Origin of the sequence: Geomonas oryzisoli, from assembly GCF_018986915.1 — a bacterium.
Classification (GTDB): domain Bacteria; phylum Desulfobacterota; class Desulfuromonadia; order Geobacterales; family Geobacteraceae; genus Geomonas; species Geomonas oryzisoli.
In genome coordinates this window covers 700,393-725,068 of record NZ_CP076723.1, presented here as the reverse complement: position 1 = coordinate 725,068, position 24,676 = coordinate 700,393, and the positions used below count along the sequence as shown (strand labels likewise).

Annotated in this window: 21 protein-coding genes and 1 tRNA gene; 10 read left to right on the top strand and 12 right to left on the bottom strand. The window is 60.2% G+C overall.

Annotation, left to right across the window (positions count from 1 at the left end; all coding sequences use genetic code 11):
* Positions 1–192: 192 nt before the first annotated feature.
* Positions 193–765 (top strand): Lcl C-terminal domain-containing protein, encoded by a 573-nt coding sequence (locus tag KP004_RS03195; protein WP_216800933.1) that lies wholly within the window; start codon positions 193–195, stop codon positions 763–765.
* 338 nt (positions 766–1,103) lie between these two features.
* On the opposite strand, the gene KP004_RS03190 is transcribed toward KP004_RS03195, so the two are convergent.
* Together KP004_RS03190 and KP004_RS03185 are read right to left on the bottom strand one after the other, a co-directional pair.
* Positions 1,104–2,726: a sensor histidine kinase gene (locus tag KP004_RS03190; RefSeq protein WP_216800932.1), complete on the bottom strand. Its 1,623-nt coding sequence runs from the start codon at positions 2,724–2,726 to the stop codon at positions 1,104–1,106.
* Positions 2,723–3,445, bottom strand: a complete 723-nt coding sequence (locus KP004_RS03185; RefSeq protein WP_239026912.1) for a response regulator transcription factor — start codon at positions 3,443–3,445, stop codon at positions 2,723–2,725. Before KP004_RS03185 ends, KP004_RS03190 begins: the two co-directional genes overlap by 4 nt.
* A gap of 211 nt (positions 3,446–3,656) precedes the next feature.
* Between KP004_RS03185 and KP004_RS03180 the strand changes: the two genes are divergently transcribed.
* From KP004_RS03180 to KP004_RS03165, 4 genes are all read left to right on the top strand, one after another.
* Positions 3,657–4,571 carry a DUF4349 domain-containing protein gene (locus KP004_RS03180; protein WP_216800931.1) on the top strand — a complete coding sequence of 305 codons (915 nt, stop codon included), beginning with the start codon at positions 3,657–3,659 and terminating at the stop codon, positions 4,569–4,571.
* A 139-nt stretch (positions 4,572–4,710) separates the two neighbouring features.
* On the top strand, positions 4,711–5,271 hold the full coding sequence (locus KP004_RS03175; RefSeq protein WP_216800930.1) for a M23 family metallopeptidase: 561 nt from the start codon (positions 4,711–4,713) through the stop codon (positions 5,269–5,271).
* Between the two features lie 17 nt (positions 5,272–5,288).
* Entirely contained in the window at positions 5,289–5,933 is a 645-nt protein-coding gene (locus tag KP004_RS03170) for a SanA/YdcF family protein (RefSeq protein ID WP_239027031.1), read from the top strand.
* A gap of 484 nt (positions 5,934–6,417) precedes the next feature.
* On the top strand, positions 6,418–7,092 hold the full coding sequence (locus KP004_RS03165; protein ID WP_216800928.1) for a PEP-CTERM sorting domain-containing protein: 675 nt from the start codon (positions 6,418–6,420) through the stop codon (positions 7,090–7,092).
* A 73-nt stretch (positions 7,093–7,165) separates the two neighbouring features.
* Here KP004_RS03165 and KP004_RS03160 read toward each other — a convergent pair whose 3' ends face one another.
* Positions 7,166–8,446 carry an Hsp70 family protein gene (locus KP004_RS03160; protein ID WP_216800927.1) on the bottom strand — a complete coding sequence of 427 codons (1,281 nt, stop codon included), beginning with the start codon at positions 8,444–8,446 and terminating at the stop codon, positions 7,166–7,168.
* 254 nt (positions 8,447–8,700) lie between these two features.
* Between KP004_RS03160 and KP004_RS03155 the strand changes: the two genes are divergently transcribed.
* Together KP004_RS03155 and KP004_RS03150 are read left to right on the top strand one after the other, a co-directional pair.
* Positions 8,701–9,381: a M15 family metallopeptidase gene (locus tag KP004_RS03155; protein WP_216800926.1), complete on the top strand. Its 681-nt coding sequence runs from the start codon at positions 8,701–8,703 to the stop codon at positions 9,379–9,381.
* Positions 9,378–10,145: a hypothetical protein gene (locus tag KP004_RS03150; protein WP_216800925.1), complete on the top strand. Its 768-nt coding sequence runs from the start codon at positions 9,378–9,380 to the stop codon at positions 10,143–10,145. Before KP004_RS03155 ends, KP004_RS03150 begins: the two co-directional genes overlap by 4 nt.
* Positions 10,146–10,357: 212 nt before the next feature.
* Here KP004_RS03150 and KP004_RS03145 read toward each other — a convergent pair whose 3' ends face one another.
* From KP004_RS03145 to miaB, 9 genes are all read right to left on the bottom strand, one after another.
* On the bottom strand, positions 10,358–11,887 hold the full coding sequence (locus KP004_RS03145; protein ID WP_216800924.1) for a Fic family protein: 1,530 nt from the start codon (positions 11,885–11,887) through the stop codon (positions 10,358–10,360).
* 433 nt (positions 11,888–12,320) lie between these two features.
* A tRNA-Gly gene (locus tag KP004_RS03140) sits at positions 12,321–12,395 on the bottom strand.
* Positions 12,396–12,548: 153 nt separating this feature from the next.
* On the bottom strand, positions 12,549–12,839 hold the full coding sequence (gene flgM / locus KP004_RS03135; protein WP_216800923.1) for a flagellar biosynthesis anti-sigma factor FlgM: 291 nt from the start codon (positions 12,837–12,839) through the stop codon (positions 12,549–12,551).
* Between the two features lie 82 nt (positions 12,840–12,921).
* Positions 12,922–13,587 (bottom strand): HAD family hydrolase, encoded by a 666-nt coding sequence (locus KP004_RS03130; RefSeq protein ID WP_216800922.1) that lies wholly within the window; start codon positions 13,585–13,587, stop codon positions 12,922–12,924.
* Between the two features lie 159 nt (positions 13,588–13,746).
* A complete protein-coding gene (gene guaA, locus KP004_RS03125; RefSeq protein WP_216800921.1) occupies positions 13,747–15,297 on the bottom strand; it encodes a glutamine-hydrolyzing GMP synthase in 1,551 nt (516 codons plus the stop codon).
* Positions 15,298–15,440: 143 nt separating this feature from the next.
* Positions 15,441–16,910: an IMP dehydrogenase gene (gene guaB, locus KP004_RS03120; protein ID WP_216800920.1), complete on the bottom strand. Its 1,470-nt coding sequence runs from the start codon at positions 16,908–16,910 to the stop codon at positions 15,441–15,443.
* Between the two features lie 367 nt (positions 16,911–17,277).
* Positions 17,278–18,348: a M42 family metallopeptidase gene (locus tag KP004_RS03115; protein WP_216800919.1), complete on the bottom strand. Its 1,071-nt coding sequence runs from the start codon at positions 18,346–18,348 to the stop codon at positions 17,278–17,280.
* Between the two features lie 229 nt (positions 18,349–18,577).
* Entirely contained in the window at positions 18,578–19,081 is a 504-nt protein-coding gene (locus KP004_RS03110) for a bifunctional nuclease family protein (RefSeq protein ID WP_239026911.1), read from the bottom strand.
* A gap of 22 nt (positions 19,082–19,103) precedes the next feature.
* Positions 19,104–20,429 carry a tRNA (N6-isopentenyl adenosine(37)-C2)-methylthiotransferase MiaB gene (miaB, locus tag KP004_RS03105; protein ID WP_216800917.1) on the bottom strand — a complete coding sequence of 442 codons (1,326 nt, stop codon included), beginning with the start codon at positions 20,427–20,429 and terminating at the stop codon, positions 19,104–19,106.
* Between the two features lie 460 nt (positions 20,430–20,889).
* Here miaB and KP004_RS03100 point away from each other — a divergent pair, with 460 nt between their 5' ends.
* The 3 genes from KP004_RS03100 (at position 20,890) to KP004_RS03090 (ending at position 24,641) form a co-directional block, all read left to right on the top strand.
* Positions 20,890–22,626 carry a DUF3373 domain-containing protein gene (locus KP004_RS03100; protein ID WP_216800916.1) on the top strand — a complete coding sequence of 579 codons (1,737 nt, stop codon included), beginning with the start codon at positions 20,890–20,892 and terminating at the stop codon, positions 22,624–22,626.
* An 80-nt stretch (positions 22,627–22,706) separates the two neighbouring features.
* The gene (locus KP004_RS03095) at positions 22,707–23,036 is read left to right on the top strand and encodes a hypothetical protein (protein ID WP_216800915.1); all 330 of its coding nucleotides are present in this window, start codon (positions 22,707–22,709) and stop codon (positions 23,034–23,036) included.
* A gap of 147 nt (positions 23,037–23,183) precedes the next feature.
* Entirely contained in the window at positions 23,184–24,641 is a 1,458-nt protein-coding gene (locus KP004_RS03090; protein ID WP_216800914.1) for a tetrathionate reductase family octaheme c-type cytochrome, read from the top strand.
* The last annotated feature ends 35 nt before the right edge of the window (positions 24,642–24,676 follow it).

Sequence of the window (24,676 nt, the reverse complement as noted above, 5' to 3'; positions counted from 1 at the left end):
GATGAAGCATCCCACCGCAACAGGAGTTCAAGAACCTGCTGACTTAGCCCACCTGCCTGATCGTCCCCCAAACAACCTGATAGACACGAACTGCCCCAAAATCGGTGCACAATTCCCCTGAAAGGAGGCGGAAAGGTTTTCCCAGCTACCACGACAACAGGTGAACCACCTAACACGATTGGAGGCTCGGCCATGCGTAAAAGTAACTTTTTCGTTGTTGGCGCAGTCATTGTGTTTGCGGTTTCTCTAGTGTTCACTCCCGCTTCTGGCACCGCGGCAGAAGGTGGCAGCCAAGTATCCCCGCCCATCCTGGACAATCTCCCCCCCACCTGGAGTAGAGCCCTGCCGGCCAACCTTAGGTTCGAGCTGGTTCTCAATGGAGCAGCTGTCTTAGACAAAGAAACAGGATTGGTATGGCAACAGTCGCCGTACAACAGCCTCTGGACTTACCAGGGGGCGCGCGCTGAATGCAACCTGATCGATGTGGGGGGGCGGATGGGTTGGCACCTCCCGACCGTGGAGCAATTGACGAGCTTAATCGACAGAACCAGTACCTCCGGCAAGATGGTGCCGGATGGGCATCCCTTTGGCTTGATATGGGGACGCTACCCCTATTGGACTGCATCGCCGTATCCAGGCGCGCCGTGGGCAGCCTACCAGGTCAATTTCGTCACAGGAGAGGTCGCGGGCGCGCCAATGTACATGGAGTACCACGTCTGGTGCGTGAGGGGCGGGCAGAGCCATGTCGGTGAACCGTTGTACTGATCAGCGAATACGACGGGTGAAGAAAATAAAAGGGCGCAGCCTTAGTTGGCTACGCCCTTGATTTCTTTTGGAGCGGGAAACGGGATTCGAATCCACCCCGCCCGCTCCCCCCAAGATGGCTGGCAGAACGATTTGATATCGGGGGGCTCGGTGCCAGGCTCGGTGCCCAGGCTCGGCAGGCTCGGTGCCAGGTCTTGAAATATAAGGTTTTGCTGCTACGATCCCACACCATGGCGCGCCCACTTCAGAATTCCCCTTCACGGTCGACGACGTTACCTCTCGTGACAACGCGCGCTGACGTCCCGGCCCTAGCAGTAACCTCCATAAATAGTTATTTTTCAAGACCTGGCACCGCCCTGCGCGGGGATAGCCGGAACCATGACCCTGAAGAGCGCACCTTGCTCGCTCTGCTCCAGTGAGATCGATCCTCCGTGGGCACCAAGCAGCGCCTGCACGATAGACAACCCGAGTCCGCTCCCCCCCGTCTTCCGGGCCGTGGTGAAGAAGGGAAGAAAAACCTTCTCCCTGTTCCCGTCCGAAATCCCCGGGCCGTTGTCGTGCACTTCCATCTCGAAAAGACATCCCTCCGGATGCTCCCCCAGGAGCCCGCGGATCTCCACCTGCACCCCGTCCCCTCCGTGCTGCCGCGCGTTCTCGATGAGGTTTGAGACCACCGAGTCGAAGGTCTCGTGCCCCATCCTCACCGACACAACGTCCTCTTCACACCGCACCACCACTTTTACCCCGGCCTCCCCGTAGCGATCGGCTATTGCCCGCAGCGCACCTGCCGGGTCGGTCCGCTCTTCCCCGACCGTCAGGGTGTCGGCACGGGCCAGATCGAGAAGCCGGCGCACCAGCCGCTCCATGCGCTCCGCGTCCCTGGCGATGATGGTGAGAAACCGGTCCCGCTCGTCCTCGGACATCTCCTGGAGGTGGTCATGCAGGAGTTCGACGGTGCCGCGCAGCGAGGTCAATGGGGTCTTAAATTCGTGGGAGACGTTGGCCGCAAAGGTCCTGATGTAATCGGCGCGCTCCTCGAGTGTCCGCGCCATCACGGAGATGGCGTCGGAGAGCTGTGCGATCTCGTGGATGCCGAACCTGCCGGTTACCGGCATCTCCCGCTTCGTGCCGTGCTGCACCTCTTTGGCCTGGCTGACCAGGGCACGCAAGGGACGGTTGACCATGACGGACGTGAGAATGGTGATGACGATGACCAGTCCCAAAAGGACTGCCGCGGCGATCCCCAGCTGCCCACGCACCAGGTAGAGGGCCTTGCCGATGTCGAGAGGGGTCCGCGAGAGGATCACCGCCCCCAGGACGCGCCCTTCATGGATTATCGGCATCCCCACGAAGACGCGCACCAGGTTCCCGCGCCGGGCCGAACTATCCCAATCCAGCCGCTCGCGCAAAAGACTCACGTATTCCCCCGCAAGGGCCCGCCGCACCTCCTCCCGGTTCAAAAGGGAAAGGTGACGTTCCTCGCCCGTCGTCGCCACCACCGTCCCCTTGATATCCACCACACGTACGCCGACCAGGGTGCTGTCCGTGCTGCTGCGCATGATGGATGAGACGCGGCTGCCGGCTTCAAGTGCAAATGGGTCGATGGCGGTGCGGGCGGGGACCGCAGCCTGAGCGGGAGGATGGATCTTCTCGTCGGGGAGGTTCAGTCGCGCGTTGATGGGATGGTACTTTTCGGAAGGGTCACTGCGGGAGGGTCGCGCCTTGGCGGGAATGCCGTAGTTGAGGATCTTTTCCGTTCCGGCGTTCTCCGCGGCGATTCGCAGCAGTTCCTCCCGGTAGGCCGCACCGATCAAGGAGCCCTGGGAGATCAGCTCGGTTTCGGTGCGCCGGACCAGTTCGCTCTCGTAAAGGCGCAGGACGCTGATCCCCCCGAGCGGCAGCAGGAGGATCCCCAGGTTGATGATCAGCAGGATGGTGCCAAGCCGCGGTCTCCAGTTCATCGCTCCCCCGCCAGGCAGGGACCGAGCCGGTATCCCACCCCGTGGACCGTCTCGACCGGGTCCCCCCCCGCGGCGCAGAACTTCTGCCGGATGCGTCTCACGTGACTGTCGATAGTGCGGTCGGTGACGAAGGTATCGTGCTGGTAAGCCCCGTTCATCAGCTCCTCCCTCGAGAAGACCTTGCCGGGATAGCCGAGAAGCGTGCGCAGGAGGCCGAACTCGGTGACGGTCAGGACAACTTCCGTCCCCCCCCAGCGCCCCACGAACCGGTCGACGTCCAGACTGAGCAGGCCGTGCACGACCTTTCCCGCGGCGGCCGGAGTTTCCTGCAGGGGCACTTCCTTGATCACCACCTTGCGGCGCAAGACGGCCTTCACCCGGGCCACCAGCTCGCGCGGGCTGAACGGCTTCGTGACATAATCGTCCCCCCCGAGCTCGAGCCCCACGATGCGGTCGATCTCGTCATCCCTGGAGGAGAGGAAGATGATGGGGACATCGGAACCTGCCCGCACGGCGCGGCAGACCTCGGTGCCGTCCATCTCGGGCATCGTTATGTCGAGGATCAACAGGTCCGGTTCCATCTCGTGAAAGAAGTCGAGTCCCTGCCTCCCGTCCTCCGCCTCGGCGACCCGGACCCCGCCCTTCTCGAGGGCGAAGCGCACCACCTCCCTGATATGGGGATCGTCATCGACTACCAGCACCAAAGGTTGCATCGCCATGTTCCGCTCCTGGTTCTCCGTTCTCACCCTTGCGAGTCGACAATCTACCTTGTCGTTTTCCAAAAACCAAGCCCTTTGCACACAATCTGCACAAATTCTTCATGACATCTCCATGGGGATTCCATCCTGTCGCCACGACCGAATCGTAAGGTATGCCCACCTGCCGGCACACGGGAGCAGGATCGATGAACATCACCAAAGGAGACCCCAGATGAGCTGCAAGAAACCTTTGTCGCACCGGATCGTCATGAGCCTCGTTTTTCTGCTCCTCGCCTGTCAGCTCACGGCCTGCAAGAAGAAGGAAGAGGCGCCGGCGCCGGTCCCCGCAAGTGCCGCAGCGCCTGCGGCCAAGAATGAGTCGGCGGCGCCGGAAGGGGAAAGTTCCGCGCAAGGCGCACCGCGGCAGGCCAAACGCAAGGTGATCGTGAGCCGCGAGATGAGCCTGGAGGTCAAGAGTTACCAGGTCGCGCTGGACGCCCTGACGAAGCTCGCCGAGTCGAGCGGCGGGTACCTGTTCAAGAGCAGCAGGGAAAGCGACGACGGGGTCACCTCCGGCGAAGTGGGGCTGCGGGTGCCGGCCGGGGAGACCGGGAACGTCCTGCGCAAGATCGGAGGGCTGGGGAAAATCACGCAAGAGACCGCGAGCGCCGAGGACATCACCGAAGGTTACGTGGACCTGCAGGCTCGCCTGGGAAACGCCAAGGCATCGGAGGCGCGGCTGCTCTCCCTCTACCAGCGGGCGGGCGAGCTGTCGGACGTGCTGGAGGTCGAAAAGGAGCTGACCCGCGTGCGGGGCGATATCGAGGCGTTCGAGGCGAAGAGGAAGAACTGGGACCTCCTCGTGGAGATGGCGACCATCGAGATCCGCCTCTGCGAGTCATCTAACGGGCTGCCGTCCGCGCGCCGCCTCTGGACTCCGCTGAAGAGCGCCTTCGGAACGGCCCTTGAGGGTTTGGCCGACTCCATCCACGCCCTCATCGTCATTGCCGGCACCATCGGGCCCTGGGCGGCACTCTTCGGAACGGGGGCGTACTTCTGGATCAGGAGAAAAGGGCCGCAAAAAGGCCCTGTGGAGACAAAGGAAACGACGGAGACCATTTCTCAAGAGGAAGATTACCTACCTTAAACCTACAACCATTAGCCACGGAGAAAATCTGAGAAATGCGGAGAAAGGCGCTAAAAGTTTTAAACCCGTACCCGTTTTTGCCCCTCTCTGATTTTGCTCCGAGCCCTCCGTGGCTAATGGTTTTGAAGATGGAGTCGTTATGAAACGCACGTGGAGAAGGTTGATACTGGCAGGCCTTGTGGCGGTTCTCGTGCTGTTCCTTGGTTTCGTCCCGTCGGACAGGCTCGCGATGCCGGTGAAGGGGGCGAGCAGCGCCGACTGGAATCCGAAATCTTTCTGGTGCAGTCCCTGGGGGAAGTCGGGGGTGCACAGGGGGATCGACATATTCGCACAAGAAGGGACACCGGTAATGGCCGCCTCCCCGGGGATCGTCGTGTACGCCGGATACGACACGATTGGCGGGAACGTGGTATCGATACTGGGGCCGAAATGGCGGATTCATTACTACGCCCACCTGAAAGAGATCGCGGTGAAAAACGGCGACTTCCTCCACCGGGGGGTGGAGGTCGGAACGGTGGGCTGTACCGGGAATGCGGCAGGAAAACCGCCGCACCTGCATTACGCCATCGTGACACAGATCCCGCACGTCAGGCAGTGGCGAGGCGGGAAGTACGGCTTCGACAGGATGTTTTACCTCGACCCGGGCGCCGAGTTGACCAAGCATGCGATGGGAGGTGACACCTCGAAATGGAAGGATTGAGAAGGCGGTTGAAAATAGTGGTTGTCGCGGCACTTGTCTCGCTCGCGGTCATGGCCGGCGCGGCAGCGATAATAGGGCTGGCAACGGCGGGGCTCACCTACGACAGTATCGAAAAGATCCCCCACCGGCGCGTCGGTTTGCTTTTGGGTTGCTCCCGGATGCTCTCCGGCGGCAGGGCGAACCTCTTCTTCGCCCACCGGGTTGAGGCCGCCGCCGAGCTTTTCCGGGCCCGGAAAGTAGACTACCTGCTGGTGAGCGGCGACAACCGTCGCAAGGAGTACAACGAAGCCGGCGACATGAGGGAGGCGCTCATCAAGGCGGGAGTCCCTGCCGAGCGCATCTACTGCGACTACGCGGGACTGAGGACCCTGGACTCGGTGATCAGGGCGAGGGAGGTCTTCTGCCAGGACGAGATCACCGTCATCTCGCAGCGTTTCCATAACGAGCGGGCCATCTTCATCGGCATGCACAACGGCATCGATGCGATTGGCTACAATGCCGCCGACGTCGACGCCTACAACAGTTTCAGGACCAGGTGCCGCGAACAGCTGGCGCGGGTCAGGACGGTGCTGGATGTTTGCCTTTTAAGTACCGCTCCAAGGTTCGGGGGAGAGAAGATCGAGATAGGCGTGCAGGCGCCGGTGCTTTCAAATTCTTATTAACCGCACAAATCCTGTTCAGTTGGACTCGCAGCGGGGGATACTTTGTGCGTTACTGGCTGGGAAGTTCCTCGTGAAAGTTGCCGTTTTTGCTCTTCCCGTAATTGCCGCTGCCATTCCCGTCTGTGGTTGGCTACCATCACCGTCAACGGTGTATGGATTATCGACACAACTAAGCGACGTAAGGTCAGGTGGTTACTGCATTCGCCCGATGTGTAAAGAATGAGTGTAAAGGGCGTTGGCGTCAAATGCTGCGGAAGTCATCTCCAGCACGGGCGAAGCCATGGACACAAAACTCACTGTTTTCATTATGTTTTTCCCCAGATGCGCGACACCCCACAAAGACCGGAGCGTATCCTGCGAAACAGTGTGGACGAAACGCACGGTATAAGATACTGGAATAACTGCTTCTTTATAATACGGGCACGCATAATGCGATGGGAAACCAGGCTTACAGGAAGGCTCACCTTAAAAGGAGGGTAATCCCATGCGGAGGACAACAGGAGCATTGGCGGTCATCACGTTCATCCTGGCGCTGATGACCACATCTGCACACGCACTATCGATCAGGCTGACCGACGGAGGCGCCAATACCGTCACCATTGCGGACAACGGTGTGGGCGACATCAACCCCATGACGGGGGCCGTCACCTACCTCGGTAGCATCGGCGCCTACATAGCCAACGTGACCACGGGATTTTCCTATCCCATCCTGGGAACCCCGGCCTATCCACGGCTGGATCTGGGCTCCATCGACGTGTCCGGCGGTTCCGACGGCACCAACAAACTCTACGTCTACTTGACGGACACCGGCTTTACCGGGGCGTACCCCGGCTTTGCGGCGTCCATCGGCGGGACCAGCAGTGGAACGGTCAAGTACAGTACCTACTTCGATGCCGGCAACATCCCCTTTGCCATGGATACCCTTCTGACCGAGGAGTTGTACAGCGGCCCCATCTTCAGCGACATCAACACCGCTGCCGCTGTGGGACTGGATGTTCCCTACTCCCTCACCGAGGCGCTGGAGATCACCCACACTGGTTTTGGGGCGACGAGCTTCAATGCGGAACTGGCCCCGGTCCCGGAACCTGGTACCTTCCTCCTGTTGGGGACGGGATTGATGGGACTTGCCATTTACGGCCGGCGCAGGGCAAGGGGCTGATCCCGCCGCCAGTGGAAAATCAAAGAGCCGGGCAGCTTCGCTGTCCGGCTCTTCCCGCTGAATCTACAGCGATCTAACTGCCTGCATGAAAAAGCGGCACGCTCGCCCCCAGGCCGTGAACGACGCTGGTGAAAGCGTTGCGGTGCTCCAGTTTGTCGGGACCGAAACGCTCTTGGAAAAGGCGCCGGATCATCGGAATGCGCGAGGTGCCCCCGGTGAGGAACACGGTGTCGATCTGCTCGCTCCTTGCTCCTGACCTGCTGACCACTTCGTCTATGCAGCCGGAGATCCGGCCCAGGTTGTCCCGGTTAATGCTTTCGAACTCCGCCCTCGTGATCCCTTCTTCGATGGTCAGGCCGCGCTCCTGGAAAATCACCTGCGCGGCGTCCCGCTGCGACAGCTCGCATTTCGCCTTCTCGATGCACTGGAACAGGAAGAAACCATAGTTGTCGCTGATAAGGTGCTCCAGGTTTTCCAGGGCCTGCCTGTCTGTGGCGGCGTTTTTGATGAGCCGGATCTGCTCACGGGTCTTTCTCGCGCGCAAAAGCGGAATCCGGTGCCACTGGCACAGGGTGTAGATAATGCTGTGCGGGATGTCGAACAGTTCGTCCTTCCCCATCCCCTTGTACTGCACGCCGCGGCCGAAATACCTGGCCACCTTCTCCCACATGATCTGCGAGTCGAACTTGTCGCCGGCAGTATAGACCCCGCCGATGGAGAGGACGTCGGCGCGCCGGTCGGCCCGCGCAAACGCTCCCCCCTTGACACGGATCACGGTGAAGTCCGAGGTACCGCCGCCGAAGTCGCCTATGAAGACCAGTTTTTCGGCCCCGGCGGGAAGGGTCTCTTCGTACGAGAGGGCGGCGGCAACAGGCTCGAACTGGAAATGGATGTGGCGGAAGCCCGCCTTGCGCGCCGCCTTCTCCAAACGCTGCTGCGCCAGGGCATCCTTTTCCGGGTCCTCCGAGAAAACGACCGGGCGTCCCAGGACGACGCTGTCCACGGGAACGCCGACATAGGCCTCCCCCTTCGCCTTGATCCTCCTGAGAATGATGGCCACCAGGTCTTCGATGCCGTACTTCTTGCCGAAGACCTCGGTCCCCTCGAAGCTCCGGTTGGGGAGGAAGTTTTTGATCGACTGCATGAAACGGCCGGTCGCGCCGTCGCCAACGTACTGGCTGATGGCTTCCTGACCGGTGAAGATCGCGTCATCCTCGTTGAAGTACAGGACGGAGCGCATCAGCGAGGCGTTGGCGCTGGACTCGTCGATGTCGACGACGTCGACCTTGCCCTCTCGATAGATGGAAAGTGCGGAATTGGTGGTTCCAAAATCGATGCCGAAAACTACCTTCATGCAGACTCCCGAAAAAAAAGCAAGGGCGGGTCCCTTGGGAACCCGCCCTGAGAAATATAGTAGGTGGATGTTGTAACAGAAAGGCGCGGGCGGTGGCAAGTTGTAAACGAACCAGAAACCATTGGCCACGGAGAAAATCTGAGGACATCTGAGAGATGCAAGAGGCCCTTATTTAAGGTCAGTAGCAGGTTTGACTTCAGATTTAAGATTGGTATTTTTTAATTCCATACAATCGAATGGTCCGGGAGGGGCAGATGGTACATTTGGTGGACTCTGTCGGCGAGGGAGGACGAAACTACACCATCGATGTCCTGAGGGTACAAACGATCCTGAAGTCTAAAGGGTACGGGCTCGCGCCAGGTCGCGGTATCTGTGGTGCAGATACCATTGCTGCCATAAAAAAATTTCAAGCTTCATTTATGGCTCATCCTACAGGCCTGATAGAACCGTACAGTGACAGTTTGCGAAAACTGAGCGATGCAAGCCACGCCTTATTTGAATGGAGCGGAGACAGTTCGCAATGGTCGCAGGAAAAGAAGTTGAAAAGCGTTGCCCCCAACCTCCGGTCAAAACTTCAACCAGTCCTGGAGCACCTACACTCAGCAGGGTTCCGCCCCCATATCTATTACGGATGGAGGTCCGTATCCGTTCAGCTTGCTTTGTATTCTTCGGGCCGGTCAAAGGTTAAATTCAGCTTCCATAATGCACAACTGCCCGATGGCACTCCCAATTCTTATGCAGCAGACATTATCGATTCACGCTTTGGGTGGACCGGCCAAGCCGAGATTGCAGGGTTCTGGAGTGCCCTCGGCAATGCCGCTAAGTCGCTCGGCTTAATCTGGGGTGGGGATTGGAGCAGTTTCCGCGATGTTGCTCATGTTCAATTACTGCCGAACTCGCGTTTACAGAGCATCAAACAGGAGAGTGGGTTATGAAATGGATGGTAATGGTGTGCCTAATCCTAGCGTCCTCTCCGGCGCTGGCTGAAAATGTATGGCTTGTCATTGGCGCTAGCGACTCCACGCCTGCCGGCATCGCACGGAAGTGGAAAAGATCTGGCGAAGGCCAAGGAATCGTCGTGCAGACCCGTGACTGTGGTGATAACAAAAATATCTTCGTGTGGGCTGCACACCTTGAGCCTTCAGCTGCAGCCGCAGCCAAGTCACTCAAAGCATCGCATCTTAGTGGGGGCTATGTAAAGAAATGCAGTGTCAAGGCAGGGACTCTATTGGCCTTTAGGGAAACCGCCGTCGATCCGTCAATTGCAGATGTTCCGTCCTCCACTGTGAACTGGGAAGATATTGATCGAGTTTCGACAATTCAACCGCTGCAAGGTAACCGGCATATCATCATCTCACGTTACTACAGCGGAACTATAGAGGATGCACTGGAAGGTAGAAGAGAGCGGGTAGTCCTGGTAGGCCAAAAGGGGCAACGTCACCTTTTGCAGGAAAACTGTGTAACCCCGGAGAAGTTCACGGTGAGGCGAGAGATGTTTGCATATCAATGTGCACTCGAGCAGGCGGGGGACGAACTGCTACACAAGGTGGTGGTTTTTAGCATGGATGGTAAAAAGATGGAGGAAATTAAACACTGCCGCAGTCCTGTATTGACGCAAAAGGGAACAATCGCATGTGAAAGCGAGGCTGTAAACGCTGATGGGCGACTGAGTCTTCACAAACTTGAACAGCAACTTTGAGACATGTACCTTCTGTGCCCAAAAGCCGTGACCACAATAAACGAAAGCTTTACGCAACAAGTGAATTAAAAAGGGCTTAGCCGTTGCTGGCTAGGCCCTTAACCTTTTTTTGGAGCGGGAAAGAAGAGGAAGGATCCGCGTAAAAAACTTTGTATTCAAGCGCACAGGGACTTGTACTCTTTCATACAAGTCCTTGTACATCGGTGTGCAGACTAATGCTGGAGTCCCCCCTCCATGCAATTGCTGATGAATTGAGCCAGGGGTGCGATATCCCCGCGCGAACTCGCCGCCTCGAGCGCGTCCAGGTACTCTCCACGCCGCTCCACCCGGATTACCGTCCAGGGATATCCTCCCGACCCGAGCATGGCGTTCATCAGGAACCTCCCCAGTCTGCCGTTGCCGTCCATGTAGGGATGGATGTACACGAACATGAAATGCCCGAGGACCGCACGCACCGCCGCGCTCTCCTCCGCCTTCAGCAAGGCGCACAGTTCAGGCATCATCTCCCGCACTGCTTCTCTCGAGGGAGGGACATGGCTCGCGTTCTTGATGAAGACCTGGTGACTCCGGTAGCCGGCGAGATCGACCGGCCTCAGAATTCCAGCAGCGACACAGGGCTCCCAAAGACTCTGGTACCACCCCGCATGGTCGGCGCGGTAGGCGTCTCCCGGGTTCTCGCCTGAGAACATCCGGACCATGGTCTCCTTCACCTTGTTGTGGGCCAGCCAGTACCCCCGTGCCGCCAGGGCGTTCTTCGCCTCCAGGTCAGCCGGAGCAGTATCGGGACTCCATCCCCCACCGGCTACCCGGCGAATCAGATCGTCGGAGACTCGGTACCCCTCGATGGAAAGGGAGTGGTAGGCATCGCTCGCGTAGGCTTCCTCGACGGTGTCCATAAATTCGACCACGTCTGCGGGCGGCCCCGGTTCGCCAGGAAAGGCATCCAGCACCGCCCCGCGCATCTCCTGCCACATGAGCCGCATGCGGAGTACGTAAGGCGACTTCGCCTCTCCGAGGTGGAATTCTAACAGGGGAACGGTAAAAGGGTTCGTCTCGGTAACGGCATATCCCACCGCGCGCATGGTGGAAAGGATTTCATCGGCCACCTGCCCCCGCCCCACGGCCCGGAGCGCTCCGGCGAGCCTGCCGGCGATGGCGGAGTGCCCACCTTCCACCAGATCCCTGAGCAAGTCGGACGGGTCGACCTGGTGCAGTGCGATGCGTGCGTCCCGAACTGAACTGCGGAAGAAAGCCTCTGGAACCTTGATCATGGCAAGCGACAGGGGCATCACCCGCACCCCCGACACCAGTTCCACCCGGCCGGGATCGATGTCCCTTCTGTAGTCGAGCAAGGAGAAGGCATCGGGAAGCTGCAGGATACCGTTGCTCGCTTTGGGCGACCAGACTACAATCTGTCGGGGAGGAACCGTCGCCCCCACATGGAGCGCCACGGAGTATTCCGGAGAGGCGTGCCACAGCTCATCGAAGCGGCCGTCACAGTACTCCCGGACAAAATTCTTCAGCGCCGCATGCCAAGGGGTTGTATCACCAGGCGCCTCGTCGGGGCGTGACGGCATATACCACCCCCTGACGACCTGACGCAGGAAGCCGTTCTTGACCAGAACTTCCCGCTGCTGCCGGCTGAGTTCCTCCGACTTCAACACCGTCCGTCCTGCATCCTGCAACGCCTTGAGCGCCTGCAGGGCATCCGAAAAAAGCCTCTGCCCCGGACTCACTTTCACTTGAAGCTCCTTCCTCTACCGCGTCCCCGGGGGGCGGATTCTTCGCAATAACGTTTATCGCCGGTAAGCGGCAACACGCAGCCACGGAACATCTTAAAGTGTCCCCCGTTTTACAGCATCGCGCGTCGCCATCTCGTTTCAAGGTTAAAGGGGATTTCCCCTGGCCTCGTTTTCTCTATGTTCTGCACCGCCCTATCCATATGAATTGCGGCTAGACAACTCATATGATTTGTTGCACTACAATCCATATGAAATAATGTTGTAAAGTGTATATGGATTATTGTCAAGGGTCACTGCAAAAGAAAGGCGCGGTGCTCTGTGAAGCTCAGCCAGAGTTTGGATATTTGTCAGCAAAACGGTTGCAAAACGGTTGCAAATGGCAAGAAGCAACGAAAAAGGGCTTAGCCTTAAATGGCTAAGCCCTTGAATTCTTTGGAGCGGGAAACGGGATTCGAACCCGCGACCTTCAGCTTGGGAAGCTGACACTCTACCACTGAGTTATTCCCGCTTGGTGGAAGAAAACTTTTACCCCATCGGACGGATCTTGTCAATGGTTTTATTGGGTTCGACAGTGGATGGGACAGTGGACGGGTTGGTACGGGGCGGGAGACGGCCGCCCCTTTTCACCACGGCACCTGAAGACGAAGACTCGGGCCGGACTCTACTTCACTACGAGCTTGCTGAGCATCTTCTCGGCCAGGTCCTGACTGGATACCTGGTAGGTGCCACTCTTGATCTGCGTACGTAATTCCTCGACCCGGTCCACCCGGATATCTTCCCGCCTCTGCTTGGAGGTGGGAACTACGGGCATGTAGCTGGACAGTTCGACTTTGTCGGCGGCTGCCTGCTGCTTGGCCGCTTCCGCTTGCACTTCGCCGGTATCGGGCTTGTCGTTACGCACGACGGCAAGATGGGAAACGGCCGGGTTGGAATTGAGGTCTTCTACTTTCATCTGTTCTCGCCCCCAGTTGGTCAGGTAGGTGTAGGTTTACTTCCGTTTCGACACCCTTTGCAATAACTTTAGCCTTTTTTCATCACGACTCGTTTTTTCCTTGCGCAAACGGAAGATCTAGCAGAGAGGGAAAGTCGGGGATGCGGTAATGGGCATCTGCGAGCTCGACGGCATCACCGTAACCGTAGCTGCAACCGACGGTCCACACTCCCGCTCCGCCTCCGGCGGCAATGTCGTTGACACTGTCGCCGACCATGATGCATTCGCCGGCGGCTACGCCGAATTCCTTCAGCACGGCAAGGACCGGCTCGGGAGAGGGTTTGCGACAGGGGAAGGAATCGGCCCCGAAGATGTCGGTGAACCGCGGTTCCAGCCCCAGTTTCGCCAGCACTTCCCGGCACAGGGCCACGTTCTTGTTGGACAGGACCACCATCGGGATCCCCAGCCCGGAAAGCTCCAGCAGGGTCTCGGGAACGCCGGGATAGGGACGGGTCTTGTCGGCTATGTGGGCCAGGTTGTAGGCCAGGAACTCTTCCAGCGCCCGCTCGATGTCGGGCCCGCCCACGCCGGGTAGCGCCCGCTCCACCAGGGAGCGCGCCCCCTGCCCCACCAGTTTGCGCACATCGCTTATTTCGATGCGCGGCAGACCGTGCCGCTCGCGGATCAGGTTCGTGGCGTCGGTCAGGTCGGGCAGGGAATCGATCAGCGTGCCGTCCAGGTCGAAGATGAGCAGGCGGATGGGATCCATTGGTCACTCCAGCGTTGAAGGGACAGAGGCAAAGGGGACAGGCACCTGCGGAGCCAGTCCCCTCGGCCCCTGATACGAAAGAACCGCGGGACCGGCTTGCGCCGGTCACCGCGGTGTTTTTGTGCAATAAACGAACCTTCTAAAAAGGACGGACGGGAATTATTCCCACTCGATGGTCGCCGGGGGCTTCTGGCTGATGTCGTACACCACGCGGTTGACACCCTTCACTTCGTTGATGATTCGCGAGGATATGCTCCCCAAAAGCTCGTAGGGAAGCTTGACCCAGTCGGCGGTCATGCCGTCCAGGGAGTTGACCGCGCGCAGGGCCACGGTCCACTCGTAGGTGCGGGCATCCCCCATGACGCCGACGGTTTTCACCGGCAGCAGCACGGCAAAGGACTGCCAGATGTCGCGATATAACCCAGCCTTGCGGATTTCCTCGATGACGATGGCGTCGGCCTCACGCAGGATGTCGAGCTTCTCCACGGAGAGTTCACCGATGCAGCGGATGGCAAGCCCCGGGCCCGGGAAGGGCTGGCGGTAGACCACCTCGTCGGGCATGCCCAGCTCCTTGCCCAGGAGCCTCACCTCGTCCTTGAAGAGCTCGCGCACCGGCTCGAGGAGCTTCAGGTTCATCTTCTCGGGGAGGCCGCCCACGTTGTGGTGGCTCTTGATGACGGCGGAGGGGCCCTTGGTGGAAACGGATTCGATCACGTCGGGGTAGAGGGTGCCCTGCGCCAGGTAGTCGACCTGGCCGAGCTTCTTGGCCTCCTCCTCGAAGAGGTAGATGAACTCGTTGCCGATGATCTTGCGCTTCTGCTCGGGGTCGGAGACGCCGTCCAGCATGTTGAGGAAGCGGTCGGTGGCGTCGACGTAGTCGAGGTTGATCTTGAAGTGCTTGGTGAAGAGGTTCACCACCTTCTCGGCCTCGCCCTTACGCAAGAGGCCGTTGTTCACGAAGACGCACTGGAGCTGGTCGCCGATCGCCTTGTGGATGAGGACGGCGACGACCGAGGAGTCGACCCCGCCGGAGAGGGCGCACAGCACCTTGCCGGTGCCGACCTTCCTGCGGATCTCCTCGATCTCAGTCTCGATGAAGTTGGCCATGGTCCAGGTCGGCTTGGAGCCGCAGACGTTGAACAGGAAGTTGCCCAGCATCTCGTCGCCGCGCGGGGTGTGCACCACTTCGGGGTGGAACTGGACGCCGTAGAAGTTCTTCTTCTCGTCCTTCATGGCGGCCACCGGGCAGCCGGTGGTGTGGGCCATCAGCTTGAAGCCGGCCGGCATCTGCTCGATGCGGTCGCCGTGGGACATCCAGACTTCGGCGCCCCCTTCGAAGCCGGAGAAGATCTCGCTCTCGCCGTCGAGGACCAGGGTGGCGCGGCCGAATTCGCGCTTGTCGCAGCGCTCGACGCGCCCGCCCAGCTGCTGGGTCATGAGCTGCATGCCGTAGCAGATGCCCAGGACCGGGATGCCGAGGTCGTAGATGCCGAGGTCGGAGTGCGGGGCGTCCTTGTCGTAGACGCTGGAGGGGCCGCCGGAGAGGATGATCCCCTTGGGGGCGAAGGCCTTGATCTTCTCGAGCGCCATGTTGTAGGGGTGGATTTCGCAGTACACGCTCTGCTCCCTCACCCGGCGCGCGATGAGCTGGGTCACCTGGGAGCCGAAGTCGAGGATCAGCACCTTTTCTGAGTGGATATCTACGGTCATTGTCTTGGTTCCTTATCTATTGAAAGTCAAAGGCTGTAACGCAAAGGCGCAAAGTCGCAAAGCCGCGGAGAGGAGCGAGAAACCGGGAAGGAGTCTTCCTCGGCGTCTGCGCGCCTCCGCGGCTTTGCGTTGAAGGTTTGCGATTATTTCTCCACCCGGTAGTTCGGGGCTTCTTTGGTGATCATGACGTCGTGCACGTGGGATTCTTTCAGGCCCGCGCCGGTGATACGGACGAAGCGGCCGTTTTGCTGCAGGTCGACGATGGTGCGGCTGCCGGTGTAGCCCATGCCGGCCCGGAGTCCCCCCATCAGCTGGTGCACGTTGGCGGAGAGCGGTCCCCTGAGCGGTACCATGCCTTCGATCCCTTCCGGGACCAGCTTCACATCGGCGTCGACGTCGCTCTGGAAGTAGCGGTCCTTGCTCCCCTCTTTCATGGCGCCGATGGAGCCCATGCCACGGTAGCTCTTGTAGGCACGCCCCTGGTACAGGATGGTGTCGCCCGGGGATTCCTCGGTGCCGGCGAAGAGGGAGCCGATCATGATGACGTCGGCGCCGGCCGCGACGGCCTTGGTCAGGTCGCCGGAGTACTTGATGCCGCCGTCGGCGATGAGCGGGATGTTGTGCTTCTTGGCAACCTTGGAGCACTCGGCGATGGCGGTGATCTGCGGGACGCCGATGCCGGCGACGACGCGGGTGGTGCAGATGGAGCCCGGTCCGATGCCGACCTTGATGGCGTCGACGCCGGCCTTGATCAGGGCCTCGGCGGCAGCGGCAGTCGCGATGTTGCCGGCCACGAGCTCAAGGGTCGGGTAGGTCTTCTTGATGCGGGCGATGGCTTCGAGGACGCCCTGGGAGTGGCCGTGGGCGGTGTCGATGACCACGACGTCAACGCCGGCCTTCATGAGCGCCTCGATGCGGGCGTCGACGTCCGGGGTCGGGCCGACGGCCGCGCCGACCCTCAGGCGACCGAGGGAGTCCTTGCAGGCGTTGGGGTACTTCTTGATCTTCTCGATGTCCTTGATGGTGATGAGGCCCTTGAGGTTCTTCTCCTCGTCCACCACCAGGAGCTTCTCGACCCTGGTGTGCTTCAAGTGTTCCTTGGCCTGCTCCAAGGTGGTACCCACCGGCACGGTGACCAGGTTCCTCTTGGTCATGCGGGCGGAGATGGGGAGGTCGAGATCGGTCTCGAAACGGAGATCCCTGTTGGTCAGGATGCCGACCAGCTTCCCGTTTGCCTTGGTGATCGGTACCCCGGAGATGCGGTACTTGGCCATCATCTCCAGCGCTTCCCGGATGCGCTGGTTGGGGCGCATGGTGATCGGGTCGACGATCATCCCGGACTCGCTCTTCTTCACCTTGTCCACTTCCATGGCCTGCTCGGCGATGGTGAGGTTCTTGTGGATGAAGCCGATGCCCCCTTCACGCGCCATGCAGATAGCGGCCCTCGACTCGGTGACCGTGTCCATGGCGGCACTCACCAGCGGGATGTTCAGCTGTATGTTGTTGGTCAGTCGGGTGCTCAGATCGGTATCGCGGGGGAGGATGAGTGAGTGGGCAGGGAGAAGCAGGACGTCGTCAAACGTGAGACCTTCGGGAAGGCTGCTTTCTAACATTAGGGAAACTCCTTTTGTTGTTTCGAGGCAGGTTTTAACCGGAAAACTTATTACAAGGAGGAAGGCAAGTCAACTAAAATTAGGCTAATGACAGAGATAAAACCGTAGCGGTTTCCCAGCCTTAGCGTCTACACAACCGGGGCTCATGGGGCGCGGTTATTCGCTGTGCAGCAAGGAGAAAGCACCCTCACCTCTGCCCCTCTCCCGGAGGGCGAGGGGGACTGCCCTCACCTCTGCCCCTCTCCCGGAGGGCGAGGGGGACTGCCCTCACCCCTGCCCCTCTCCCGGGGGCGAAGCCCCCCCCTCCCGGCCTCCCCCCTCCGGGGGAAGGAGCAACCGGCAGGAGGAGAGGTACCTAGTAACGGGGCTACATCGGGATGAAGGCGTCCTTGCTCTCGATGCGGCTCAGGGAGGCGACGATCAAGTCGACTGCGTGGTCCAGGTCGGAGAGCGACATGGTCTCGACCGGGGTGTGCATGTAGCGCAGCGGCAGCTTGACGAGGGCCGTGGCGACGCCGCCGCGGGAGATCTGCATCACGTTGGCGTCGGTACCGGTGGCGCGGGCGATGCCGGTGTACTGCACCGCGATGTTGTTGTCGGTCGCCGTGTCGGAGAGGAGATCGAAGAGCACCGGGTTGATGTTGGCACCGCGCGGCAGGATCGGCCCTTTGCCCAGCCCCACCTCGCCGTTGTGTTTCTTGTCCACGTCCGGCTGGTCGGTGGCGAAGTCGACTTCAACGCAGATGCCGACGTCGGGGTTCACCGAGTAGGAGCTGGTGGTGCCCCCCCTGAGGCCCACTTCCTCCTGGACCGAGGAGACGCCGTAGAGATCCACCGGGAGCGGAGCCGGAAGTTCGGAAACCCGCCGCAGCACCTCGGCCACCACGAAGCTCCCAGCCTTGTCGTCCAGGCCGCGCGAGCTGACCCGGTCGCCGAAGAGGCGCTCGAGGTTGCTGGCGAAGGTGATGGGATCGCCCACGCGCACCCACTCCTGGGCCTCTTTCTTGTTGGCGGCGCCGATGTCGATGTACTGGGCGTCCAGCTTGATGACCGTGTCGCGCTCCTTGGGCTCGATCAAGTGGATGGGGCGCTTGCCGATGACGCCGTTTAGCCTGCCGCGGGAGGTGTGCACGTGCACCCGCATGCCCGGGGTGATGTGCGGGTCGACGCCGCCGATGGCGGAGAAGTAGATGAAGCCGTTGTCGTCCAGGTAGCGCACCTGGAGGCCGATCTCGTCGGAGTGCCCGACCACCATGACGCGGGGGCGGTTCTTCCCTTCACCCTGGATCATCCCGAAGACGTTGCCCATGACGTCGGTGGCCACCTGGCAGAACGGTTCTATATAGGAGCGGAATACCCGCTGGGCCGGCTGTTCGTACCCCGAGGGGCTGGGCGCGGCCAGGAGCTGCTGCAGAAAGTCAAAGGATGCTTCGCGCATGTCGGAACCTCATAAGAACAGATTGATATTGAGATAAAGATAAAGATTAAGAAGGCGCAGGGCCTGTTCTCACACTACCCTCAATGGTGATTTTTTTCAACGCCACCTGGCGCCAGCGGGTTGTCCGTGGCACCACCCGCACCCGCCGCCCGGAGAGACCCTCTGCGGGGGGGCGAGTGGACGGGCGAATGATCATTCGCCCCTACAGGTGGTGGAATGCGGGGGGGAGTTACATCGGGTACTTGCCCATGGCGGCGGGGTCCATGTGGTCGAGGAAATCGACGAAGCGGCGGGCGTTGTTTTCCTGGGCGAAGCCTTCCTCGTTCATATCGAGGCTGGAAGCCCGGGTCAGCACCTCATCGTTCACCTGCACCGGCAAATGATACTTAAGGGACATGAGCATGGCCTCTGCGACGTGAACCTCGAGCCTGAGCTCTTCCCCCTGCGCCGGCTTCAGGCGTACCGAGGCGGTAAAGACGCCGTCGTGCAGACTTTCGACGTAGATCCCGGCGACCGTCATGTCCAGCCGCTCGATGAGGGCGGTGAACACGTCCTTGCGGCTGTTGCGCGCGCTCATCTCGCGCCCGACGAACTGGGCGGCAAAGGAGACGGACTCGGAGGCGTTGATCCATACCGGGACGGCGTGCTTCTCCTCGGCGTCCTTCAGTATGACGACCGGCATCTGGGCGATGGCGTCCAGGGCGAAGCCGAATACCTTCATCTCAACGTACATGTGTGCCCCATCCCTCCCGTTGTCAGACATGCAGGATTTTTCCCTTGAGCAGGGTCTGCAGACCTTCCGTGATCCTCACCTCGACCAGGCGCCCGGCCAGGGCGGGATCCCCATCCATGACGGTGCCGCGGTTGCCGCCGGTCCTGCCGAAGAGTGAATCACCGGAACTGCTGGGTCCCTCCACCAGCACCTGCTGCACGCTCCCCACGAAACTCTCGTTGCGGGCGAGCGTGATCTTCTTCTGCGCCGCCTGCAGACGCTCCAGGCGCGCCTGCTTCTCGCCCCGCTTCACCTCGTCCGGGAACTCGGCCGCCTTGGTGCCGGGGCGGGCCGAATAGATGAACGAGAAGAGGTCGGCGTACTGCACCTCCTCGATCAGCTCCATGGTCTGCTCGAAGCAGGCCTCGTCCTCACCCGGGAAGCCGACGATCATGTCGCCGGTGAACTGGATCTCGGGGCAGGCTTCCCTGAGTGCGCGCACCTTCTCCAGGTACTGCGCCCGGGTGTAGCCGCGGTTCATCTTCTTGAGGACGGCATCACTCCCGGACTGGGCCGGGAGGTGGATGTGCGGCGCCAGTTTGGGGATCTCGGCAAAGCAGGCGATCAGCCTCGGCGAGATATCCTTGGGGTGCGACGTGGTGAACCTGAGCCTCTCTATCCCCTCCACCTGGGCCACCATGCGCAGCAGGTCTGCGAAGTCGGGGGCGCCGGGCTCCTTGAAGCCGTAGGAGTTCACGTTCTGGCCGAGCAGGGTCACCTCGGTAACGCCGGCGGCTGCCAGCGCGGCGACCTCCTCGACCACCTTGGCCGCACTCCTGCTGATCTCGCGGCCGCGCACGTGCGGAACGATGCAGTAAGCACAGAAGTTGTCGCACCCCTGCATGACGGTGACGAACCGGGAGACGCCCCCCTCGCTCTCGGCGTGCGGGAACAGGTCGAAACGCTTCTCGTCGTCCAGGAAATCGGTGGCGACGCTCTGCTTGCCCTGCTCGGCACCGGAAACCATCTTCTGCAACAGGTGCAGGTTATGGGTGCCGAACACAAGGTTCACGAAAGGGGCCTTCTGCAGGAGCCGCTCCCCTTCCTGCTGCGCGACGCAGCCCCCCACCCCGATGATCAGGGCCGGCTTTTTTTTCTTCATCGATTTGAACTTGCCCAGGTGTCCGTAGACCCGCTGTTCGGCGGTCGCCCGGATGCTGCAGGTGTTCAAAAGAACGAGGTCCGCTTCCACCGGATCGGCGGTCTGCTGGTACCCTATCCCCTTCATCAACGCCACTATCTTCTCGGAATCGCTCACGTTCATCTGGCAACCGAACGTTTCCAGGTAAAGCTTTTTCGCCATATTCACGTCTATATCCTGATGGTTAAATGGTTGAATAGTACGAAAATTGGGCGCTTGCAGTCAACACCTATTAGCTGCCCCGCCGCCCCAGCAGCCTCCCAGTCGACAACCAACATTAACCCAGATAAATCATTGACCTACCGATATATGCAATAAAAAAGATATTGACATATGGCGTCATGAAGATCTATAAGACTCATTAGGATGACCGCCCTCCGGGCCGGCGTCACAAGTCCGCCCAGACACATCACCTCTCCAAAAGCTAAATACTTTTAACGACTAGGGCACCTCGTTTCTATTATAAAATTCCAAACCAACACATTTTCCCTAAAACTACCGGTGAATACGCCGATTAGAGCAGTAACGCCCAGCATTTAATGAGTTGCACCGGTACGCCGACGTGCCGATGGAATAATCTTCGACCGAAGGTTGGTGTAAAAACCAGCGAAACAAAAAGGAGAAGTGAATGAGAAAACTGGAGAAGCTGTTGATTGGCGCCGCCGTCTGTGCCCTGGCGACCCCCGTCGTGGCGCAGGCAGACGATCAGGAGATGCAGAAGAAGATCGATGAGCTCACCAAAAAGGTGCAGAAGCTCGAGGAGCAGCAGAAGGGCTCCGATCAGAAGAAGATCGAGGATCTGACCCGTAAGGTCGACAAGATCGAAGAGAAGTCTCTCGGCAAGTGGCTCACCATCGGTGGCGACTACCGCTTCAGGCTCGACAACCTGAACGGCCGCACCGTCGGCTACACCGATGCCAACGGCACCTTCACCAACGCAGCCAACCAGCTGCAGTCCGCCTTCTTCGCCGACCCGACCGGCCCCGCCGGATCCGGCATGAACGCGGCGATGCTCAACGGCCTGATGAACTTCTCCAACAACATGTCCAACGTCAGGACCTTCTCCCAGGCGGGACAATTCCTCCAGAACCCGGCCACCCAGCAGATGCTGGGCGGGCTTGGCGCCTTCGCCGCCCAGGTTCCCTCGTACAAACCCAACAACGACACCCTCTACACCAACCGCCTCGGCATCAACATGCACGCCAAGGCCACCAAGGACGTGACCGTCAACGTCCGCCTGCTCGCCTACAAGGTATTCGGTTCCCAGGATGACAACGCCGTCACCAACAACGGCGGCACCCCGTTCTTCGCCGACCGCGTCGGCACCTTCGACGGCACCCTGGGTCACGTCCCCTCCAGCAGCCTGCTGAACGTGGACCGCGCCTACGCCACCTGGAGCAACATCGCCGACCAGCCGATCTGGTTCTCCGTCGGTCGCCGTCCCTCCACCGATGGGGCACCGAGCAACCTGCGCACCAACAACGAGCGCCCCGGCAACGGCGGCACCCCGGCACTGCTGGTTGATTACGCCTTTGACGGCATGACCATCGGCTGGGCCCCCGACATCGATGGGCTCCCGGGCGCATACGCCAAGATCTGCTACGGCCGCGGCTTCGAGGGCGGGTTCGAGAACCCCACCAACAACCTCAAAGACACCGACATGCTGGGTCTCGCCATCATCCCGATCGATACCGACCCGCTGCGCATCTGGCTGCAGTACAACCGCGGCTTCAACATCTTCGACTTCCCGGCCATGAAGGACACCGCCTTCGGCAACACCTACCCGTCCACCGACCTCGGTGCCATCGACTGGTACGGCGCTGGCGCCATGAGCACCATCAAGAAGGTCGGCCCGGGTAACCTGAACTTCTTCGGCGACGTCGGCATGAGCGTGGCCCATCCCAACGACAACGTCTCCGCACAGGCCGGCTTCCAGGGCCTCATGACCGGCGGGTTCTTCAATCCGGAAGCACCGAGCACCAAGACCGGCTGGGCCGCCTACGTCGGCGCCCGCTACGACTACACCCCGACCAAGACCAAGATCGGTGTCGAGTACAACCACGGCTCCAAGAACTGGATCACCTTCGCCCCGGCGGCCGACGACATGTGGACCACCAAGCTTGGGACCCGCGGCAACGTGTACGAAGGCTACCTGATCCAGGAACTGGACTCCAAGCCGGTTTCCTCCTTCCTCTCCAAGGCCTTCTTCAGGGTCGGCTTCCAGTGGTACGACTTCGACTACACCGGGAGCAACAACTGGGTAGGCGCTCCGGTCAAAATCTCCGAGGTCAACAACCGCATGATGATGCTGACCCCGGTGAAGTATGCGCGTGACATCTACGCGACCTTCGAAGTGAAGTTCTAGAACCCGTATCGCAGACGCGGTACAGCGCAAAGCGGGGTGGCAGCCGATGCTGCCACCCCACCCCCAAAAGGAGAAAGAAGATGAAAAAAGCAGTTTCGGTAATGGTCCTGGTAGCAGTGGCAGCGCTCACCATCTTCTGCTTCGGCAGCGTCGCCAGCGCCGGCGAAGAGATCAAGATGGTCGGCGTCATCACCAAGATCGAGATCGCCGGCAAGGACGCCAAAACCGCCACCGCCACGCTGAAGGACAACAAGACCGAGCAGCTCGTGGTGATCACGGTGGAAGACGAACTCACCCTGGACAAATTCAAGGATCACCGCATCGTCGAGGGCGACGAGATCCGCTGCAAGTACGAGGTGATCGACGGCAAGAATCTCTCCAAACTGTTCAGGAAGACCGCAGGCTGTTAGGCCGGGTCCGGTTCCGCGTAGGTCGCGCTGTAGATTTCACGATTGCAGCGCTTCTTTTTTGACTTTTTACATCTTGTTTTCGGTATATATGAAGGCTTAGATATTACTGCAAGCGGCGCAAGCCGATTCACTACGGGAGGTTGTTGAATGAAAGGTATTCTGGGAATTTTGGCGGGGATCGCGCTTCTGGCGACGGCCGCGCAGGGGATGGCGGCGGTGGACCATTCCGAATTCGTAAAGGGTCCGTTTAAAAGCGGCACCGAAGTCACCAAGGTCTGCCTGGAGTGCCACGAGCAGCAGGCGGCTGACTTCATGAAGACTACCCACTGGACCTGGGCCGGTACGCCCAACATGGTCAAGGGGATGGAGAAAAGCACCAAGAAGTACGGCAAGTCCAACATGATCAACTCCTTTTGCACCTCGATCCAGGGGGGCAAGGACGGGGTGGTGCACGAATCCTGCGGCAAGTGCCACGCAGGATACGGCTGGACCCGCACCGACTTCGACTTCACCGACAAGGGCAAGGTCGACTGCCTGATCTGCCACGCCCAGAAAGGGAACTACACCAGGGCCACCGTGGGCTGCGACATCGACAAGAAGAGCATCGACAAGAAGGCCATGGACCTGAACGTCGCCGCCCAGAGCGTCGGCCTCCCGACCCGCAAGAACTGCGGCGCCTGCCACTTCTTCGGCGGCGGCGGCGATGCCGTCAAGAACGCGGGCCTCGACTCCACCCTGGAGAAGACCAAGAAGTCCCAGGACGTGCACATGGGGAGCAAGGAAAGCGGCGGCCAGGACATGAGCTGCCAGAGCTGCCACGTAACCAAGAATCACAAGATCGGCGGCGCTTCGAGCATGATGGCCCACTACGACACCCGCGTTAACTGCGAGCAGTGTCATTCCGGCGCCAAGGCGCCGCACCAGAAAGCGAAAAACGGCGCGCTGATCAACAGGCACCTCGCCACCGTCGCCTGCCAGACCTGCCACATCCCGTTCTTCGCCAAAGGGCAGGCCACCAAAATGGCATGGAAGTGGTCCGATGTGGGCAAGAACATCACCGCCGAGGAGCAGTTCGACAAGGAAACCTACGCCAAGCACAAGGGAACCTTCGTGTGGGGCATGAACGTGAAGCCGGTGTACGCCTGGAACAGCGGCATGGTCGAGCGCTACATGGTGGGCGACAAGGTGAAGGATCCGACCAAGCCGGTGGTGATGATGCGCCCGGTCGGCGACATCAAGGACCAGAAGTCCAAGATCTACCCGTACAAGCTCTACAAGGGCGACCAGCCGATGGACGCGAAGTTCAAGAACCTGATCATCTTCCAGCAGTACAAATCGCTGTGGGTCGACTACGACTGGGATAAGGCGTGCCGCCTGGGCGCCGAAGGGACCGGTCTCCCCTACAGCGGCAAGTACCAGTTCGTGAACACGGTGGCCTACATCGCCGCTCAGCACGAGGTGGCTCCCAAGGAAGAGGCGCTGCAGTGCGGTGAGTGCCACATGGGTGGCAACCGTCTGGACTGGAAGGCGCTCGGCTACAAGGGCGACCCGATGCAAAAAGGCGGCAGGTTCGCAAAAGCCTCCAAAAAGGTGGCCAAGAAGTAAGACGACGGCAGCAGAGAAGGGGCGGATCATTCCGC

Bases quoted from the DNA above. Each gene is read 5' to 3' on its own strand.
- KP004_RS03195 (WP_216800933.1), top strand. From the start codon at position 193: ATGCGTAAAAGTAACTTTTTCGTTGTTGGCGCAGTCATTGTGTTTGCG.
- KP004_RS03190 (WP_216800932.1), bottom strand. From the start codon at position 2,726: ATGAACTGGAGACCGCGGCTTGGCACCATCCTGCTGATCATCAACCTG.
- KP004_RS03185 (WP_239026912.1), bottom strand. From the start codon at position 3,445: ATGGCGATGCAACCTTTGGTGCTGGTAGTCGATGACGATCCCCATATC.
- KP004_RS03180 (WP_216800931.1), top strand. From the start codon at position 3,657: ATGAGCTGCAAGAAACCTTTGTCGCACCGGATCGTCATGAGCCTCGTT.
- KP004_RS03175 (WP_216800930.1), top strand. From the start codon at position 4,711: ATGAAACGCACGTGGAGAAGGTTGATACTGGCAGGCCTTGTGGCGGTT.
- KP004_RS03165 (WP_216800928.1), top strand. From the start codon at position 6,418: ATGCGGAGGACAACAGGAGCATTGGCGGTCATCACGTTCATCCTGGCG.
- KP004_RS03160 (WP_216800927.1), bottom strand. From the start codon at position 8,446: ATGAAGGTAGTTTTCGGCATCGATTTTGGAACCACCAATTCCGCACTT.
- KP004_RS03155 (WP_216800926.1), top strand. From the start codon at position 8,701: ATGGTACATTTGGTGGACTCTGTCGGCGAGGGAGGACGAAACTACACC.
- KP004_RS03150 (WP_216800925.1), top strand. From the start codon at position 9,378: ATGAAATGGATGGTAATGGTGTGCCTAATCCTAGCGTCCTCTCCGGCG.
- flgM (WP_216800923.1), bottom strand. From the start codon at position 12,839: ATGAAAGTAGAAGACCTCAATTCCAACCCGGCCGTTTCCCATCTTGCC.
- KP004_RS03130 (WP_216800922.1), bottom strand. From the start codon at position 13,587: ATGGATCCCATCCGCCTGCTCATCTTCGACCTGGACGGCACGCTGATC.
- guaA (WP_216800921.1), bottom strand. From the start codon at position 15,297: ATGACCGTAGATATCCACTCAGAAAAGGTGCTGATCCTCGACTTCGGC.
- guaB (WP_216800920.1), bottom strand. From the start codon at position 16,910: ATGTTAGAAAGCAGCCTTCCCGAAGGTCTCACGTTTGACGACGTCCTG.
- KP004_RS03115 (WP_216800919.1), bottom strand. From the start codon at position 18,348: ATGCGCGAAGCATCCTTTGACTTTCTGCAGCAGCTCCTGGCCGCGCCC.
- KP004_RS03110 (WP_239026911.1), bottom strand. From the start codon at position 19,081: ATGTACGTTGAGATGAAGGTATTCGGCTTCGCCCTGGACGCCATCGCC.
- KP004_RS03100 (WP_216800916.1), top strand. From the start codon at position 20,890: ATGAGAAAACTGGAGAAGCTGTTGATTGGCGCCGCCGTCTGTGCCCTG.
- KP004_RS03095 (WP_216800915.1), top strand. From the start codon at position 22,707: ATGAAAAAAGCAGTTTCGGTAATGGTCCTGGTAGCAGTGGCAGCGCTC.
- KP004_RS03090 (WP_216800914.1), top strand. From the start codon at position 23,184: ATGAAAGGTATTCTGGGAATTTTGGCGGGGATCGCGCTTCTGGCGACG.